At 62.2% G+C, this 16240-nt stretch carries 12 protein-coding genes; 3 read left to right on the top strand and 9 right to left on the bottom strand.

Features of this window, described 5'->3' with window-relative positions:
- Nucleotides 1–224: 224 nt before the first annotated feature.
- The 4 genes from GA0061101_RS19035 to GA0061101_RS19020 form a co-directional block, all read right to left on the bottom strand.
- Entirely contained in the window at nt 225–584 is a 360-nt protein-coding gene (locus GA0061101_RS19035) for a nuclear transport factor 2 family protein (RefSeq protein WP_034514153.1), read from the bottom strand.
- Between the two features lie 93 nt (nt 585–677).
- A complete protein-coding gene (gene pbpC, locus GA0061101_RS19030) occupies nt 678–2765 on the bottom strand; it encodes a penicillin-binding protein 1C (RefSeq protein ID WP_092574499.1) in 2088 nt (695 codons plus the stop codon).
- Nucleotides 2766–2772: 7 nt separating this feature from the next.
- A complete protein-coding gene (locus GA0061101_RS19025; protein ID WP_092574497.1) occupies nt 2773–8286 on the bottom strand; it encodes an alpha-2-macroglobulin family protein in 5514 nt (1837 codons plus the stop codon).
- Nucleotides 8287–8538: 252 nt separating this feature from the next.
- A complete protein-coding gene (locus GA0061101_RS19020) occupies nt 8539–9534 on the bottom strand; it encodes an aldo/keto reductase (RefSeq protein ID WP_092574495.1) in 996 nt (331 codons plus the stop codon).
- 131 nt (nt 9535–9665) lie between these two features.
- Here GA0061101_RS19020 and GA0061101_RS19015 point away from each other — a divergent pair, with 131 nt between their 5' ends.
- The gene (locus GA0061101_RS19015) at nt 9666–10556 is read left to right on the top strand and encodes a LysR family transcriptional regulator (protein WP_037197190.1); all 891 of its coding nucleotides are present in this window, start codon (nt 9666–9668) and stop codon (nt 10554–10556) included.
- 49 nt (nt 10557–10605) lie between these two features.
- Here GA0061101_RS19015 and GA0061101_RS19010 read toward each other — a convergent pair whose 3' ends face one another.
- The gene (locus GA0061101_RS19010; RefSeq protein WP_092574527.1) at nt 10606–11100 is read right to left on the bottom strand and encodes a YciE/YciF ferroxidase family protein; all 495 of its coding nucleotides are present in this window, start codon (nt 11098–11100) and stop codon (nt 10606–10608) included.
- Between the two features lie 150 nt (nt 11101–11250).
- Between GA0061101_RS19010 and GA0061101_RS19005 the strand changes: the two genes are divergently transcribed.
- Nucleotides 11251–11868 carry a hypothetical protein gene (locus tag GA0061101_RS19005; RefSeq protein WP_037197195.1) on the top strand — a complete coding sequence of 206 codons (618 nt, stop codon included), beginning with the start codon at nt 11251–11253 and terminating at the stop codon, nt 11866–11868.
- Here GA0061101_RS19005 and GA0061101_RS19000 read toward each other — a convergent pair.
- From GA0061101_RS19000 to GA0061101_RS18985, 4 genes are all read right to left on the bottom strand, one after another.
- Nucleotides 11858–12301 (bottom strand): GNAT family N-acetyltransferase, encoded by a 444-nt coding sequence (locus GA0061101_RS19000; RefSeq protein WP_037197197.1) that lies wholly within the window; start codon nt 12299–12301, stop codon nt 11858–11860. The genes GA0061101_RS19005 and GA0061101_RS19000 overlap by 11 nt on opposite strands.
- Nucleotides 12302–12315: 14 nt before the next feature.
- Nucleotides 12316–13266, bottom strand: a complete 951-nt coding sequence (locus GA0061101_RS18995) for an aldo/keto reductase (RefSeq protein ID WP_037197199.1) — start codon at nt 13264–13266, stop codon at nt 12316–12318.
- Between the two features lie 106 nt (nt 13267–13372).
- On the bottom strand, nt 13373–14371 hold the full coding sequence (locus GA0061101_RS18990) for a GlxA family transcriptional regulator (RefSeq protein ID WP_092574493.1): 999 nt from the start codon (nt 14369–14371) through the stop codon (nt 13373–13375).
- Complete coding sequence (locus GA0061101_RS18985; protein WP_037197201.1) at nt 14368–14934, bottom strand: isochorismatase family protein; 567 nt, start codon at nt 14932–14934, stop codon at nt 14368–14370. Before GA0061101_RS18985 ends, GA0061101_RS18990 begins: the two co-directional genes overlap by 4 nt.
- Nucleotides 14935–15251: 317 nt before the next feature.
- Here GA0061101_RS18985 and GA0061101_RS18980 point away from each other — a divergent pair, with 317 nt between their 5' ends.
- Nucleotides 15252–16238: a Gfo/Idh/MocA family protein gene (locus GA0061101_RS18980; RefSeq protein ID WP_047556330.1), complete on the top strand. Its 987-nt coding sequence runs from the start codon at nt 15252–15254 to the stop codon at nt 16236–16238.
- The last annotated feature ends 2 nt before the right edge of the window (nt 16239–16240 follow it).

Raw genomic sequence — 16240 nt, 5'->3', positions numbered from 1 at the left:
GGGCGGCCACCCCCTCTGTCTCTGTTGCGACATCTCCCCCACAAGGGGGAGATTGGTAGCTCGCTGAACTCGCCCGCCTCAAGCAACACGAGTCCGCAGAAACTGCAGCTTATTGTTTTACGGGTAAAGAGCCGCAAGCTCCCAACGATCTCCCCCTTGTTGGGGGAGATGTCAGCGAAGCTGACAGAGGGCGTATGGTCGCCGCATACTCAAATGCCGCTCCTCTACCGATGCAAATGATAAACCTTATTCACCACGCTCCACCGCCCATCGATCTTCAGCAATGACAGGTAGTCCGAAAAGCGCATGCCGGCGAATTCGTCGACGACCTTGACGCTTGCCGCATCGCCCTCGATGTCGATCAGTTCGATTTCCATAAACGGTATGGTGCCGGGCGGGGCGCTGCCTTCCTCGACGATCGCCGAGATGAATTCATCCCGCGTCATCCATTCGACTGCGCCTTGATAATTGCCGATGATATCAGCTCGCGGATGGAACGCCTTTCGCAGCGCGGGCTCATTCGCGAATGCCATGCCATCGACATAGAGGTGAACAACCGCACGGATTGCCTGCTCTTCCGACATCTCGCCATTCCTCGTTTGAGTTATGTCTAACATAACATAGGCGGTGCCGGCTGGCAAAAATGCGACGGCGTGCTCGCGATGATTTGACAGCTCTTATTCGACGAAAACCCGCACGCTTGCCGCACGTCCGGCGGCGTCTATGACGGTGAGGGTCGAATATCCAGCGCCGTCAGGCGTCCATTGATTCGTGCGGCGGCGCGAAAGATCCGGCAGCGGCTTGCCGTTGGCGAGCCATCGGAATGGTGCGCGGCCACCCTGCAGCTTCAGCGCCAGCGGCGTGATCTGGTCAGCACCGCCGCTGGCACCGAGATCGACGCGCGCCCCTTCCGGGGGATAGACGATCTGTGGCGCCGGCTCGCGGTTCGAGGCCGACAGCAGCCCGGCAGCGGTCACGGAAAAGCGCCGCTGGCTGATCGGCAGCTCGGTCGCGGAGATGCGCACCGCGCCCATGGGAGGCGACGGGAAAGGCGTGATCGCCACGCCCGATTTGGCGAAGGCTTCGAATAGGATGGGTGCCGCCGAAACATAGCCCGCCAGCCCCGGCACCGCGCCGTTGTCGGAACGACCGACCCAGACGCCGAGCACATGCGCGCCATCATAGCCGATCGACCATGCATCGCGGTTGCCGTAGCTGGTGCCGGTCTTGTAGGCGATGCCGAGCTGCTTGCTGCCGCGGGGCGCGATGATGTCGGAGAGAATGTCGGTGATGTTCCAGGCGGCGATCGGTTCCATCAGCGGTTCGCTGTCGATCGGTCCCGGCCGGTCCTGAATGCCGTCGCCGATCCGCATCGGCTTGCCGCGATTGGCAAGCCCGGCATAGAGCTGCACGAGGTCCTTGAGGGTGATGCCAACGCCGCCGAGGCCGATGGCAAGACCCGGAGCTTCGTTCGGCGGAAGCTTCGGCTTCACCTCGGCGCGGCGGAAGCGCACCAGCAGCCGGGTCGGTCCGACGGCGTCGAGCAGGCGTACGGCCGGCACGTTGAGCGACAGCTGCAGCGCCTGGCGCACGCTCACATCGCCCTGGTAGGTCATGTCGAAATTGCGAGGACGGTAGCCGTAGAAATCGGCCGGACGATCCTCGATGATCGTCTCCTGCGCCACATAGCCCTGCTCGAAAGCCAGGCCATAGATGAAGGGTTTGAGCGTCGAGCCGGGGGAGCGCAGCACGCGGGTCATGTCGATCCAGCCCGAGCGGCCGGAATCGAAGTAATTGGCCGAGCCGACCTCGCCGATGATCTCGCCGCTCTTGGCGTCGGCCATCACCATCGCAACCGACACCTTCGGCCCAAGCCGCTTTGCCGCCGCATCGGCAACTGCTTCCAGCCCCTGCTGGACATCGCGCCGCAGGGTGGTTCGATGCTGGATGATGCCAGGCTGCTTCTTCAGCGCCAGTTCGGCGAGATGGGCCGCATAGGCTGGCAGCTGCCGTCGGTTGGCCGGTATGGGTGAAAGAGCAGCGCGTTCGGCTTCCCCTTCGCCGATGATGGCGGCGACCGCAGCGCGCTCGAGCACGCGGTGGCGGGCGGCCTGGGCGGTGGCGAGATTGCGGTCCGGCCGGCGCTTTTCCGGCAGTTGCGGCAGGGCGACCAACAGGGCGGCTTGAGCGACGCTGAGATGGCGCGGCTCCTTGCCGAAATAGGCAAGGCTCGCAGCTCGGACACCCTCGAGATTGCCGCCATAGGGCGCGTGCGTCAGATAGAGGTCGAGGATTTGCTCCTTGCTCAGCCGCCGCTCGATCTGGATGGCGCGGACGATCTGCAGAAGCTTCGCCGTGACAGACCGCTCGCTGCGCGGCTCGATCAGGCGCGCCACCTGCATTGATAGCGTCGAGCCGCCGGAGACGATGCGGCCGTGGGTGACGAGCTGCAGGAACGCGCGACCGATCGCCATGGGATCGACGCCGTGGTGATTGTAGAAGCGCCTGTCTTCATAGGCGACCAGCATGCGCAGAAATTGCGGATCGACGTCGGCAACGCCGGTCTTCAGCCGCCAGCGCCCCTCGGGCGTGGCGAAAGCACGCAGCAGGTCGCCGTTGGCGTCGAGTACTTCCGCCGAGACCACGCGGGCAGTGTCCAGCGGCGGCGGAAAGGCCCGGTCCGCGGCTTTAAGGCCGAAGACCAGCGCTACCGCCGTCAGGACAGTGGCTCCAAGGCCAGTCGCAATCTTCCATCGCGCCTTCATGGCTCTCTTACTGCTGGGCGGCCAGCACCTCCATGCGGCCCATCGCCGTGCGGGCCGAGAACTGCGGACGGTACATGTCCTCGACGCTCGCCGCCGGATGATCGTAGACGCCGGGTGTGACGGCGCGCACGACATAGGCGAAGCTCAGGTCACGGTTGGCGCCGTAGGTCTGGTCGAAGGCGGCGACGAAGCGGTCGTTGCGGAATTCGACATGGGCGGGCTGCACATCGCTCAGCCAGTCGAAGTTCGACAACTGGGCGCTGCTGACGATGCTCGGATTGTCGATCTCGAAGCCCGCGGGCAGGAGGTCGGTGACGAGCAGGCGCTGCGGCCAGTCATTGTCTCCTATCACGTGCAGCACGACGACGTAGCGCTCGTTCTGCTGTGCCTGGCTGACGTTCGCCTCTTCGCCGTCGAGCGTGTAGTACTTGCGCTCGATCTTGAAGCCGTTGCCGCCGGCCGGCAGCGGCGTGACGGGAGCGGCGACGGTGGTGACGGCCGCAGACAGCGGCTGGCGCGTCGTGTTGGTGACGGTCAGCGGATGGCCCATCAGGGCATCGCCTGACATCTGCGCCATATAGGTGCCGGAGTGTGCAGCGCCGTTGACATCAAGCGTCAACCCGTCGTCGCCGTTCTGCAGCGCCCTGGCGGCGAGCAGCATCCAGGTCTGTTCCTGGGTGCTGGTGTAGCCCCGGCTCTGCCATTCCTTGCCAACGACGCTTGCCAGATCCGGAATGATCGGCGGTACCGGGCGGCTCTCGGCGGCGAGCGCCAGCACCGCGGCACCGTCGCGCAGCGACGAGCCGTAGTCGGAGCGGGCAAAGCTGACCTTGGTGATCGCCGCCTTCTGCGACATCTGCAGGGAATCCACGAAGATGTTGCGCGAGCGCTGGGCATCCCCATAGAGGGCCAATGCCGCAGCCAGATGCGCCTTGGACAGCGGCGTCGGGAAGTCGTTCAGCATCGTATCGGCGTAGTAGCGCAGATCGCTGATCGAGGCCTTCTTGTTGCGCGCCAGCACATAGAGCGCATAGGCGATCTCGTTGCCGTTATCCTTGACGTTGGTGTTGGCGCTCAGCGAGTTCTGGAGGTTTTCCAATGCCTGCACCATGGCCTGATCCGGCACGATATACTTCTGCTCGCGGGCGCGGGTCAGGAAGTCAGTCACATAGGCATCAAGCCAGAGATCGCCGGATCCCGGACCCCAGAGGCCGAAGCTGCCGGTCGACGACTGGTAGGACATTTCGCGATAGATGGCGTCCTGAACACGCTTGTGGATCTCCGTGTCGTCGGCAAGGCCGTTCTTGATCGCCATGTCGCTGAAATAGAGCAGCGGCAGCGCGCTGCTCGCCGTCTGTTCGGCGCAGCCATAGGGATAACGGCTGAGGCTCATCAGCAGCGCCGGCACGTCGAAGGCGCTGGAGCGGCTGACATTGACGCTGACCGAGGCGCCCGGCAGCACGCTGTCGGCGAGAAGATCGGCATTGACGGTCAGGCTTTTGCCGGGCGCAAGCGCGATGACGCGCCGTTCGGTGACCGGCAGCTGCGCCGGCCGAACGGGAATATCGACCGACTGATCGAGCGATAGTCCCGAAGCATTCGAAAGTTTGATCGCGATAGTGCCGGCACCGGGCTGTCCGCCTGTCAGAGGCAGCGTGATATTGTATTTTCCGCCGGCCTGCAGGTTGATCTTCTGCTGCGCGGCATTCGCATCCACGCTCACGGCGCTATTGCCCGTGACCGCAAGCGTGTAGTCGCCGGCAGGCGCATCGGTGTTGGCGACGTCGAGCCGCAGATTGGCCTTATCCCCGGGAGCCAGGAACTTCGGCAGGCTCGCGGTGACGACGACCGGATCGCGGATGATCACATCCTGCGTCGCATGCCCGACACCTGATTTCGACCATGCCACAGCCATCAGCCGTGCCGTGCCGTTGAACTGGGGGATATCGAAGCTGATATTGGCCTTGCCGCTGGCATCCAGCTTGACCGCGCCTGAGAAGAAGGCGACCAGCTTTTCCGTCGGTGGGCTCGCCTGCAGGGCCGCCTGTCCGCCGTCGCCGCCGGTACGCAGCTTGCCGGTCGCGCCGAGCGAGCCGTCGATGAGGCGTCCATAGATGTCGCGGATTTCCAGGCCGAGCTGACGCTGACCATAATACCAGTCGTCCGGTGCCGGCGGCTGATAGCGCGTCAGGTTGAGGATGCCGACATCGACGGCAGCAACCGTGACATAGGCGTCTTCATTGGCGCCTGCGCCCGAGACCTGCACGCCGATGGTCAACGGCTGGCGCGGCAGGGTCTTCGCCGGTGCATCGAGCTTGATCTGCAGCTTGCGCTCGCCGGGATCGACCGGCGCCCATTTGATGCCGATGGCGCGCATCGGCATTCGGCTTTCCTGGGCATCGCCGGGCCGGAACAGGGTCGCGGTCAGATAGGTGCCGGCGCCCCAATCGGCGGTTACGGGAATGTCGACCTCGCCGCCAGTGGCGCCGATATCGGCATTGGTGACCGAAATCAGCGTCTCGGCACCGGCCGTCACCATCAGCTGGCCGGCATAGCGCGAGGTTACCTTGAGCTTGGCGGTATCACCGACCTTATAGCTCTGCTTGTCGAGTGCGATCTCCAGCGCATCCGGCGTTTCCGTCGAGGTGGAGGCGACATACCAGCCGGCGTTGAATTCGACGCTGGATTCAGGGCCGTTCGCATCGGCGGTGGAGACCTCAAGCCGATAGCGGCCCCAGGTGACGGGCACGGAAATTGCCGCGCCGTCGGTGGTGGCGTTCACCGTGCCGACAGCCACCTGCTTGGTGGACATGATCGGCTCGTATTTCCAGCTGTTGCCGTCGCGATACCATTGATAGTCGCGCTCGATGCTGAGCAGCTTCCATGTCAGGCCCTGCATGGCCTGTTTCTGGCCATTCGCGTCGATGGCGATGACGTGGAAGTTGCCGACGGAATTTTCGCCGAGATCGCCGTCGAATTCCGGCTTGATGCCGATGCGCGAGCCGTCGGCCTTGACCGGCAGCGTGAGGGAGCGCTCGACGGCGCGGCCGCCGGCCTCCTGCATGCGCACGGTGATGTTGGCGTTCAAAAGCTGCGTGGTCGAAGGCGTGTCGTTGATGGTGACGTCGAAGGTGGTCTTGCCGTTCTCGTCCAGCGCCTGCAGATCTTCGAGCGGCACCTGTGTGCTTTCGGCCTTGCTGTCGCCGCTGCTGCTGTCGCCGTCATTGTTTTCCTTGCCGGCGCCCTCGTCGGCAAGGCCGAACTGATAGCCCACGTAGTCGGCGCTTTCGCGCGTCGGCTTCAGCGTCACTTCGCCTTCGAGGTTGAGGCCGGCGGCCGGCGCGCCATAGAGGTAGCGTCCGTCGACATTAACAGGCGTCGGTTGGCCGACTTCGATCTCCTTGGCGTCGCTGGTCATGTCGAACTCGATACGATCCGGCACGAAGTCGTCGACGAGGAACGTCTGCGAGCCGATGGAGGCGCCCTTCGGGTCGGTATAGATATTCATCGTCCAGGTGCCGCGCATGGAGGTCTGCTGCAGCGGCAGGTCGACATTGTAGCCGCCGAGCTTGCCGCCATCGGTGACGATGCGGCGGTCCTCGACGCCATCGGGGCGCAGGAAGACGAAGGTGAGCGGCAGGTTTTCCACCGCCGTCGAGCTGACGTCGCGGGCAAGCGCCGAGGCATGCACCGTCTCGCCGGCGCGGTAGATGCCGCGCTCCGTCCATGTCAGCAGGTCGATCGCGCCGGGCGCGGTTCTGCCGGCAACGCCACGGTCGGAAAGATCGAAGCCGGCGCGCGTCATGTCGAGGAAGACATAGTCCTGATCGCCGTTCTGTGCGGTGATGACGGCCGGCGTCATGCCCGCCGTGCCGCGCATCAGGCCGGCGCTGAAGGTGGCGCGGCCGTTATCGTCAGTCTTTGCGGTACCGAGGATTTCATTGTTCTTGGCGAGCAGCTGCAGCTGGACGCCGGCGAGCGGCTTGGCGCTGCCGAGGGAGCGGGCAAACACGTTCAGGCCGTCCGTGCCGGCATAGGTGGTGACGCCGATATCGGACACCACGAACCACTGCGTCGCCTGCGGATCCCATTCCTGACCGCCGCTGTTGGGCGCCACGGCCGTCAGCACATAGACGCCTGGCTTGCGCTTGGGCAGAGCCTCATCGACCGGGAAGCTGGTCGCGACATCCTTGTTGAGTTCCTGCTTGATCTCGATCGAGCCCTGCCAGACCAGCTCGCCATTGGTATCCTGGATGGTCTGGGCGCTGTAACTGTCCATCTGCGTCAGGAACTGCGAGTTGTTGAGGATCTGCGCAATGTTGCGGTCGCCGATGCGGTAGAGCTTGAGATTGGCCGTGGTGGCGTTGACCGAGACGATCGGGATGCCGCGCCGCGCGGTGGACGGCAGCACGAAATTGTCGCCGGTAAAGCGCAGCGAGGCCGTGCGGTCCTTGACGTAAACGTCGACATTGACCTGTGCGGCAAGGTTTTCATCCACGGAGGAGGGCAGGCCGGCGCGCACCGAAATACGGTAATGCTGGCCAAATTCCAGGCCTTCGACGCAGATTTGATTGTCCTTGGCGTCGACGCCCTTCGGCGCAGCACCATTGACGGTGACGAATGGCGTATAATCGACGCCGCTCTTCACCAGCTTTTCGGAGAACTGCACGCAGGCGCGCGGCGATGCATTGTCATTATCGAGCGTGTTGCCGGTGACGCGGAAACCCTGGCGAGCGCGCAAATCGTCATAGGCCGCCTGGACCGCGGCGGAGCTGGCGAGATCGAGGCTTGCCTTGTAGGCGCTGAGCGCCGGGCGATAGTTCTGCGCGTTCTTCAGCGACTCGGCGAGAACAGCCAGCGCATCGGCGCGGCTGTTCGTCGTGCGGGTCAGCTGATAGCCGTTGAGCGCCGCATAGGCCGCCTTGGTGGCAACGGACGTATCGTTCGTGATCGTGTTGGCGGCCCGCGCCATCTCGATCCACAGGTCGCCATTGTCGGGGTTGAGCGAGAGCGCGCCCTGGAATGCGTTCAGGGCATTGTTGACGTTGCCGGAGGTCAATTCGATGCGGCCAAGCGCGATCAGGCTTTCGACGCCTTGCCCCTTCAGTTCGCTGCCGAGCGTCAGCGTGCTCTTTGCATCGCGTGCACTTTGAACGAAATTGTCTGACAGGAAGGAAAGGGCGGGTGCGGCTCCGATATCCGGTTCGTTGGCTGCGGCGGTTTCGACGATCTTGCCGGCGACGGCGCCTGGGAAACTGTTGAGCTGATTGAAGTCGGACTTCATGAAGCACCACTTCACCTTGGGATTGTAGGTGAAGGCCTTGCAGGACTTGTCGCCGATGCAGGACGCGGAGCATTGATCCAGCGTCACGTTCTGCTCCGTTCGCAGATCGAAGCCGAAGTAATCGCCGTCCTTGGTGGTGACCACCTGTCGTTTGACATCAGCTGCCGCCGAGGGGCTCAGAGATGTGAAGATGGCGAGTAGAAAAGCGGAGAAGCCGATAAACGCGCGCTTAGACATAAGTCCTCCCAACGCTGCCCGTTTTGATTGGCCGCACCTTAAAATTTCGGGTTGGTTTGTCAACCGAGCGTCGAGTGGAAGCGCGGGGTTTGCGACCATGCCGATGCGCCCCCGTGGCGTCAAACGGGCGGCAATTCCGCGGCTTTTGGGGACTTCGTGGTCCTGTCGCGTCACTTCACTTTTCTTTTCAGCCCTAAAATGGCACCGGCCGCCGGGCCGATGCCTTTGCGTAAAGAAATGAGAGCTTGCGCGTCATATATTTGTCATGGCCAGCGAGGCATCGGTATAGCGCTTGCCGGCGACGCTTTCGAGCGGGATGATCGCCCCGAGTTCCTCCACTTCTCGTGGCGAAAGTACGATATCGGCGGCCGCCGCATTCTGCTCGAGATGATGCAGTTTGCGGGCGCCGGGGATCGGGACGATGGTATCGCCCTGATGCAGCACCCATGCGAGCGCCAGTTGTGCCGCCGTGACTGCTTTTTCCTTCGCAAGGGATTCGAGCTTGGCCACGAGGGCGGCGTTGGCATCGAAATTCTCGGCTTGGAAGCGCGGCAGCGAGCGCCGGAAGTCGTCATCGGCGAGGTCGTCCGTCTTGCGGATCGCGCCGGTCAGGAAGCCGCGGCCGAGTGGGCTGTAGGGGACGAAGCCGATGCCGAGTTCGCGGCAGGTGGCAAGCACATCCTCTTCGGGATCTCGGCTCCAGAGCGAATATTCACTCTGCACGGCGGCGATCGGATGCACCGCATGGGCGCGGCGGATGGTGGCGGCACTGGCCTCGGAAAGGCCGAGCGCCCGCACCTTGCCTGCTCTCACCAGCTCCGCCATGGCGCCGACCGTGTCTTCGATCGGAACGTTCGGATCGACGCGATGCTGGTAGAAGAGATCAATGACATCGGTGCCGAGCCGCTTCAGGGAGGCTTCGGCAACCTCCTTGATATGCTCGGGACGGCTGTCGACGCCGACTATGGCGGCGAGGCCGGATTTCTGAGGGTCGAGCTTGAAGCCGAATTTTGTGGCGATGACCACGCGGTCGCGAACGGGTTTCAGTGCCCGGCCGAGCAGCTCTTCATTGGTGAAGGGGCCATAGGTTTCGGCGGTATCGAAAAAGGTCACGCCGAGATCGACGGCGCGATGCAGCGTTTTGACGGATTCGTTGTCATCAGTCGCGCCATAGGCGAAGCTCATGCCCATGCAGCCGAGCCCGACGGCGGAAACGGTGAGATCCTTGCCAAGCCTGCGGGTTTTCATAATTGCGTTCCTTTTGAACCTTGTTGGATCGGCGGCGGCCATCAAGGCCGGCCGACGGGTTCAAACTATGTCCCGGCATAGTGAATGAAAATCCATGCAAATTCTCATAGGCTGTTCTATTATTTAGATTAATGAACAGGACCCAACTCTCCCAACTGGCGGTTTTTGCCGCCGTCGCCGCCCATCGCAGCTTCCGCGCCGCCGGCAAGGAATTGTCGATCGCGCCGTCTGCGGTCAGCCATGCCGTCTCACGCCTCGAGGAAAGCCTCGGCGTGCGGCTGCTGGCGCGCACCACCCGCAGCGTGTTGCCGACCGAGGAGGGCGAGGCGCTGCTGCAACGGCTGGCGCCGGCGCTGGAGGAAATCGATATCGCGCTGGAGGATACGCTGGCCACCCGTGGTCGGCCCGCCGGCACTCTCCGCATCACCGCGCCGCGCTTTGCCTCTGACCTGCTGATGGCGCCGCGGCTCGGCGATTTCCTCAATACCTATCCGGATATTACCCTGGAGATCGCCAACGAGGACGGCTTCAGCGACATCGTCAAGGAGGGCTTCGATGCCGGCATTCGGCTGGAGGAGAGCATCGAGGGCGACATGATTGCCGTCAAGGTCTCGCCTGATATCCGGACCGTCATCGCCGGCTCGCCGGCCTATTTCGAGAAGAATCCGAAGCCGCTGCATCCGCGCGATCTCGTCCATCACCGCTGCATCAAGCGGCGTTTCACCGACGGCTCGATCTACCGTTGGGAATTCGAGAAGGACGGGCGAGAGCTGATCGTTGCCGTCGACGGTCCCTTGATCGTGATCGAGGACCGGCTCGCGGTTCTGGCGGCGGTCAATGGCGCGGGCCTCTCCTATCTGTTCGATATACGCGTGAAGCAGGAACTGGCGGACGGCAGCCTTATCCGCGTGCTCGAGGATTGGTGCCCGCCCTATCCCGGCTTCTGCATCTACTATCCGAGCCGCCGCCAGATGCGCCCGGCGCTGAGAGCCTTCATCGATTTCTTCAAATACACCGGATGACGCAGAAGGAAGCGGCCGGATGGTCCGGCCGCTTTTCGGGTGTCGCAATTCAGGCGGCTGCCTTCTGATTGACGCTGCTGTTTGCAAGCTTGGTCAGGGTCTTGTCGGTGTTGGTTTCCTGCTGCAGCGTCTGGTCGAGCAGGCCGGCAGCCTCCTTGAGACCCAGCGTTTGCGCCCAGGTCTTCAGTGAGCCGTAGCGGGCCATTTCATAATGTTCCACGGCTTGTGCAGAGGAGATGAGGCCGGCATCGAGGGCGTGTGTTCCCTTGAATTCCTCGATGATCTCTTCGCCCTCGGCAAGTATGCCCTCGATTGCGTCGCAGGTCTTGCCTTTGGCGCGTTTGCCCATCAGCTCGAAAATCTGCTCCAGGCGCTCGACCTGCCCTTCAGTTTCCTCAAGGTGCTTTTCAAAGCCTGCCTTCAATTCGGGGGATTGAGCCGCGCGTGCCATCTTTGGCAGCGCCTTCAGGATCTTCCGTTCGGCATAGTAGATGTCCTGCAGTGTGTCGTAAAAAAGGTCTTCCAGCGTCTTGTCCTTGGACATGGTTTCCATCCTTGTTTTTGGGGTGGGAGTCACTGACGGTGACCCTCTTACAAGGGAGCGGCAGCGCTAATGTTCCGAAGAAATTCGGGTGGCGAAGTTTTAAAAAAGACGGAATGTTGAATCGACGACAGGGAATAGGGGGTGTTGCCGATGAAAAAGCCGGGGTCGATGAAGGGTTTGGAAGAGCTTGGCCGCGTCAGACTGTCAAAGAACTTCTTCTTCCGCGATTTCCTGCATTCGGAGATCGCGGATTTCTATCGCATCCCCAACATCCCCGAGGATCCGAATCTGGCGATCGAGGCGGGTCGAAGGCTGTGCGAGGAATTGCTGGAGCCGCTGGAGACGACCTTCGGCCGTCTGCATATCCGTTCCGGCTATCGTTCGCCTGATGTCAATGCCTTCGGCAACAGGAATGGGCTCAATTGCTCCACCAATGCCCATACCGCCGCACATCATATCTGGGACATGCGCGATCTCGATGGCTGCATGGGTGCGGCCGTCTGCATTGTCGTGCCCTGGCTGATCGACCATCACAGTCACGAGGGCGATTGGCAGAAACTTGCCTGGTGGATCCACGACCACCTGCCTTACGCTTCGCTGTGCTTCTTCCCGAAGCTTTGGGCCTTCAACATCCAGTGGCATGAGCGGCCGATGCGGACCATCCAGAGCTATGTCAGCCCGCGCGGCATGCTCACCAAGCCGGGCATGGCGAACTGGGAGGGTGATCATTCCGCCCTTTACGAGGGCTTTCCGAAGCTCAGATGTTGATGCGGTACCGGATATGCCCGTCGCTCTCGACATAGGTGTCGTAAAGTTTGCGGGCGGTCGCGTTGGTTTCGTCCGTGTGCCAGTAGAGGCGCACCCAGCCGTTTTTCTTGCAGAGCGCGACGAGGTCGTCCAGCAGTGCCCGGCCGACACCGCGACCCCTGGCGCTTTCATCGACGAACAGATCTTCGAGGTAGCAGTCCGGTGCGCGCACCCATGTGCCCTCATGCGTGATGCAGAGCGTGAAACCCTTTACCTCGCCGTCAACCTCGGCCACGCGCATGAAGATTGCCGACGCCGGATCGAAGACCCGGCGCCATGTCGCATCGGTGATATCAGCAGCAATGGTGACGCCGTAGAAGGCGAGATAGCCATCCCAGAGCGCCCGCCAGCGCGCTTCGTCCTCGGGTCTGGCGTCACGGATCGTCACGGTCATCTGTTGGCCCTTGCTTAGGCGCCGGCTTCGTCGAGCAGGCGCATGGCTTCATCGGAAAGGGAGAGTTTCGCCGAATTGATTAGCGCGTCGAGCTGCCCGAGGCTAGTGGCGCTGGCGATCGGAGCGGTCACGCCGCGCTTGCGCAAGAGCCAGGCAAGCGCGACCTCGGCCGGCTTCGAGCCGGTTTCGGCGGAAACCTTGTCGAGCGCCGCGAGAATGCGAAAACCCTTGTCGTCGAGATAGGCTGCCACGCGATTTTCGCGCGCCCGTCCCTCCGTATCCGCCTTGGTGCGGTATTTGCCGGTCAGGAAGCCGGCTGCGAGGCTGAAATAGGTGATGACGCCGATCTCTTCCTTCACGCAAAGATCCGCCAGCGCCCCCTCGAAGCTGTCGCGTGCATAGAGGTTATATTCCGGCTGCAGCACGTCATAGCGCGGCAGGCCGGCCTTGGCGGCGGCATCGAGCGATGCCTGCAATTGCTTCGCATCGAGGTTGGAGCAGCCGACATGGCGGATCTTGCCCTGCTCCTTTAGCTTCGCATAGGCGGCAAGCGATTCCTCGTGCGGCGTTTCCGGATCCGGCCAGTGCGACAGGTAGAGGTCGATATAGTCGGTCTGCAGCCGCTTCAGCGAGGCATCGACGGCTTCGACGATATAGTCGCCCTTGAGACCCTTCTTGCCCGGACCCATGTCCGAGCCCACCTTGGTGATGATGATGGCCTTGTCGCGGGCGACGCGACCCTGCTTCAGCCATTTGCCGATGATCTCCTCGGAATCGCCGCCCTTGTTGCCGGGAACCCAGCGCGAATAGACATCAGCCGTGTCGATCGTGTTGAAGCCGGCGTCGAAGAAGGCGTCGAGCAGTGCGTAGGAGGTCTTCTCATCGGCTGTCCAGCCAAAGACATTGCCGCCGAAAACGATGGGGGCAACAAAAAGATCGGTTCGTCCAAGCTTGCGCAGGTCCATGATATCTCTCCAAATCACTTGAGCGGGAAGCCGGCGTCAGAGGCGCCGGAGGGGAAGGACAAGGAAGGCTACCGCCGCAAGCCGTGAAATTCCACTAACGATTTCTTTATTCTGGCGTTGAGCGTCGATAGTGGCTGGGCGGCAGCGTGTTGTATTTCGACCAGACACGCCGCATGTGTCTTGGTGAGGCGAAGCCGGACTTCTCCGCCACGCGCTCCATGTCGAGCCGTGAATTGGCGAGCACGTCGCGCGCCAGCGTGACGCGCATCAGGTTGACATAGCCGGTGACCGACAGGCCGGCATGCTCTTGGAACAGCCGGGAAATATGCCGTGCGCTCATCGCGTCGATGCCGGCGAGTTCTGAGAGCGACCAGCTATGGGCGGGATCGGCCATGATTGCATCCTGAACGCGGTGGATGGCGGGATGCACATGGTTTCTGCCGCTGAGCCAAGGCGAAAGCTGCGGTTCGGCACCGGTTCTTCGCATGTAGACGACCATATGACGGGCGATCGTCAAAGCGGTCATCGGCGAGGTCAGCTTGGAGGTGAGGTGCAGCATCAGGTCTGTGCCTGTCGTGATGCCAGCGCTGGAATAACGTTCCCGGTCTTCGACATAGAGCCGGTTGTCGAGAACCCTAGCGGTCGGGGCATATTGTCGGACTTCATCGATACAGCCGGCATGCGTCGTGCATGCGTAGCCGTCCATCAGGCCGGCACGGGCCGCAATGACGGCGCCCGAGCAGATGGTGACGAGGACAATGCCGGGGCGGATTGCAGCTTTCAGCCATGCGGCAAGCGTGTCGATTTCCCGCTCGATGTCTTCGGCATCATCAGGCGGCGTGACGCTGCCGGATATGATGACATAGGCGTCGTCGGGAATGTGATCTGGCAGGAGTTCGAGATCGGCAAGCGTCAACCCGACCGAGGTCGTTTGCGAGGGGCGGGCGGCGATGAAACGATAGTCGAACCGGATATCGTCCTGTTCGATGTTGGCGCGGCGCAGCACCTCCATCGGCCCGGCCACATCCATCAGCAGCGTATAGGGCGGCAGAAGGACGTAGACGGGAATGTTCCGGCGATGGAGGCGTCCGTCGCTATGGCTCATGCAGCGCTCCGGATCGGGGCATCGACAAGTGCTTCTTCGACCGTTGCGATGCGGGCGAAGCGGCCTGACAGCACCAGTTCGCTGCGCTTCTTGATATCGTTGACACTGAAGACCGTGCCCGAAGCATGCGTCATCGGGAAGGTCAGCGTCGCCGCAGTCACGTAGTCGACTTCGTAGCCGAGATCGGATGCATGCCGGGTCGTCGTCTCGCAGCACTGTTCGGTGCGGATGCCCGAGACGATGACCTTGCGGATACCGTTTTCCACCAGCCAGACATCCAGGCCGGAGCCGACGAGTGCCGAGTGGCGAGCTTTGTGAAATATTGCATCGGCTTCCAGCGAGACCTCATCGAGCGTGCGCACATAGCCGCTTTTCAGGCTGAAATGCGGATCGTCGTCGACATGGAAGATTTGGACGACGGGAATGCCCCTGGCCTTGGCCCCATCGATCAGCGCCTGCAGGCGGCTGGTGAAGGTGGGCAGGTCGTCTGTTTGCCAGTAGGGACGCTGGCGAAACGATTCCTGAACATCGATAACCAGCAATGCGGTGCCGGGATGGGACATTTTCTTATCTCCTATGGTTGAAAGGATAGCCGAAACTAGGCGCCAGTCAAAAGGTCCGAAAGCCACCTATCTGACAGAAAGAGGACAAATTCGGACATGTCTTCATACAGTTCGGCGAGATGTCTGCGAGCAATGATCGTCCCCAAGCCGTTGCGCCATCTGAAACGGCCGAATAAGGTTGCTCTTGGTTTTGCCCAGAGCGGAATGGTCTCGTTTCGCTCTCCACCCGCCGTATTGACAAGGGATCCCGCCGGAAGGCCGTGTCGCGACCATCGCTGCGGCCGTTCGCTTCGGGATGATGCTTCAGGAGGAAGATCATGTTGCGTTTCGGAATTCTATCGACGGCAAAAATCGGCCGCGAACTGGTGGTGCCGGCCATTCAGGATGCGGAAAATTGCGTTGTCACCGCCATCGCCAGCCGCGACCTGGCGCGCGCCCGGCAGATGGCCGACCGCTTCTCCGTGCCGCACGCCTTCGGTTCCTATGAGGAAATGCTCGCCTCCGACACCATCGATGCCGTCTATATTCCCTTGCCGACGTCGCAGCACGTCGAATGGACGATCAAGGCCGCCGATGCCGGCAAGCATGTACTTTGTGAAAAGCCGATCGCGCTCAAGGCGGATGAAATCGACAGCCTCATCGTGGCCCGCGACCGCAACAAGGTGCTGGTGACAGAGGCCTATATGGTCACCTATGCACCGGTATGGCGGAAGGTCCGCTCGCTGCTGGCCGATGGCGCCATCGGCCGCCTGCGCCATATCCAGGGCGCCTTCACCTATTTCAATCGTGATGCCGGCAACATGCGCAATATTCCGTCGCTCGGCGGCGGCGGCCTGCCCGATATCGGCGTCTACCCGACCATCAGCACCCGTTTCGTCACCGGCCGCGAACCCCTGCGCATCCAGGCAGTGACCGAGCGCGACCCGGAATTCGGCACCGACATCTATTCCAGCGTCAAAGCCGATTTCGGCGATTTCGAAATGAGCTTCTACATCTCGACGCAGATGGCCAATCGCCAGGTCATGGTCTTCCACGGCACGGAAGGTTTCATCGAGGTGAAATCGCCCTTCAACGCCGATCGCTACGGCGCCGAGGAACTGGAGCTGACCAATCGCAGCCACACGGAATCGCAGATCTTCCGCTTCCCCGACAGCCGCCAATACAAGCGCGAGGCGGAAGCCTTCGCTTCGGCGGCACTCGGTGAGGGGGCGGAGGTCGTATCGCTGGAAAGCTCGAAGCTCAATCAGAAGGTCATCGATGCCATCTACCGCGCCAGCGAGAAGGATGGCTGGGAGCCGGTCTGAAC

This window comes from Martinezella lusitana, from assembly GCF_900094565.1.
Lineage (GTDB): Bacteria > Pseudomonadota > Alphaproteobacteria > Rhizobiales > Rhizobiaceae > Rhizobium > Rhizobium lusitanum.
Note: the sequence above shows the minus strand (reverse complement) of the source record. Positions and strands in the feature narration are given on the sequence as shown.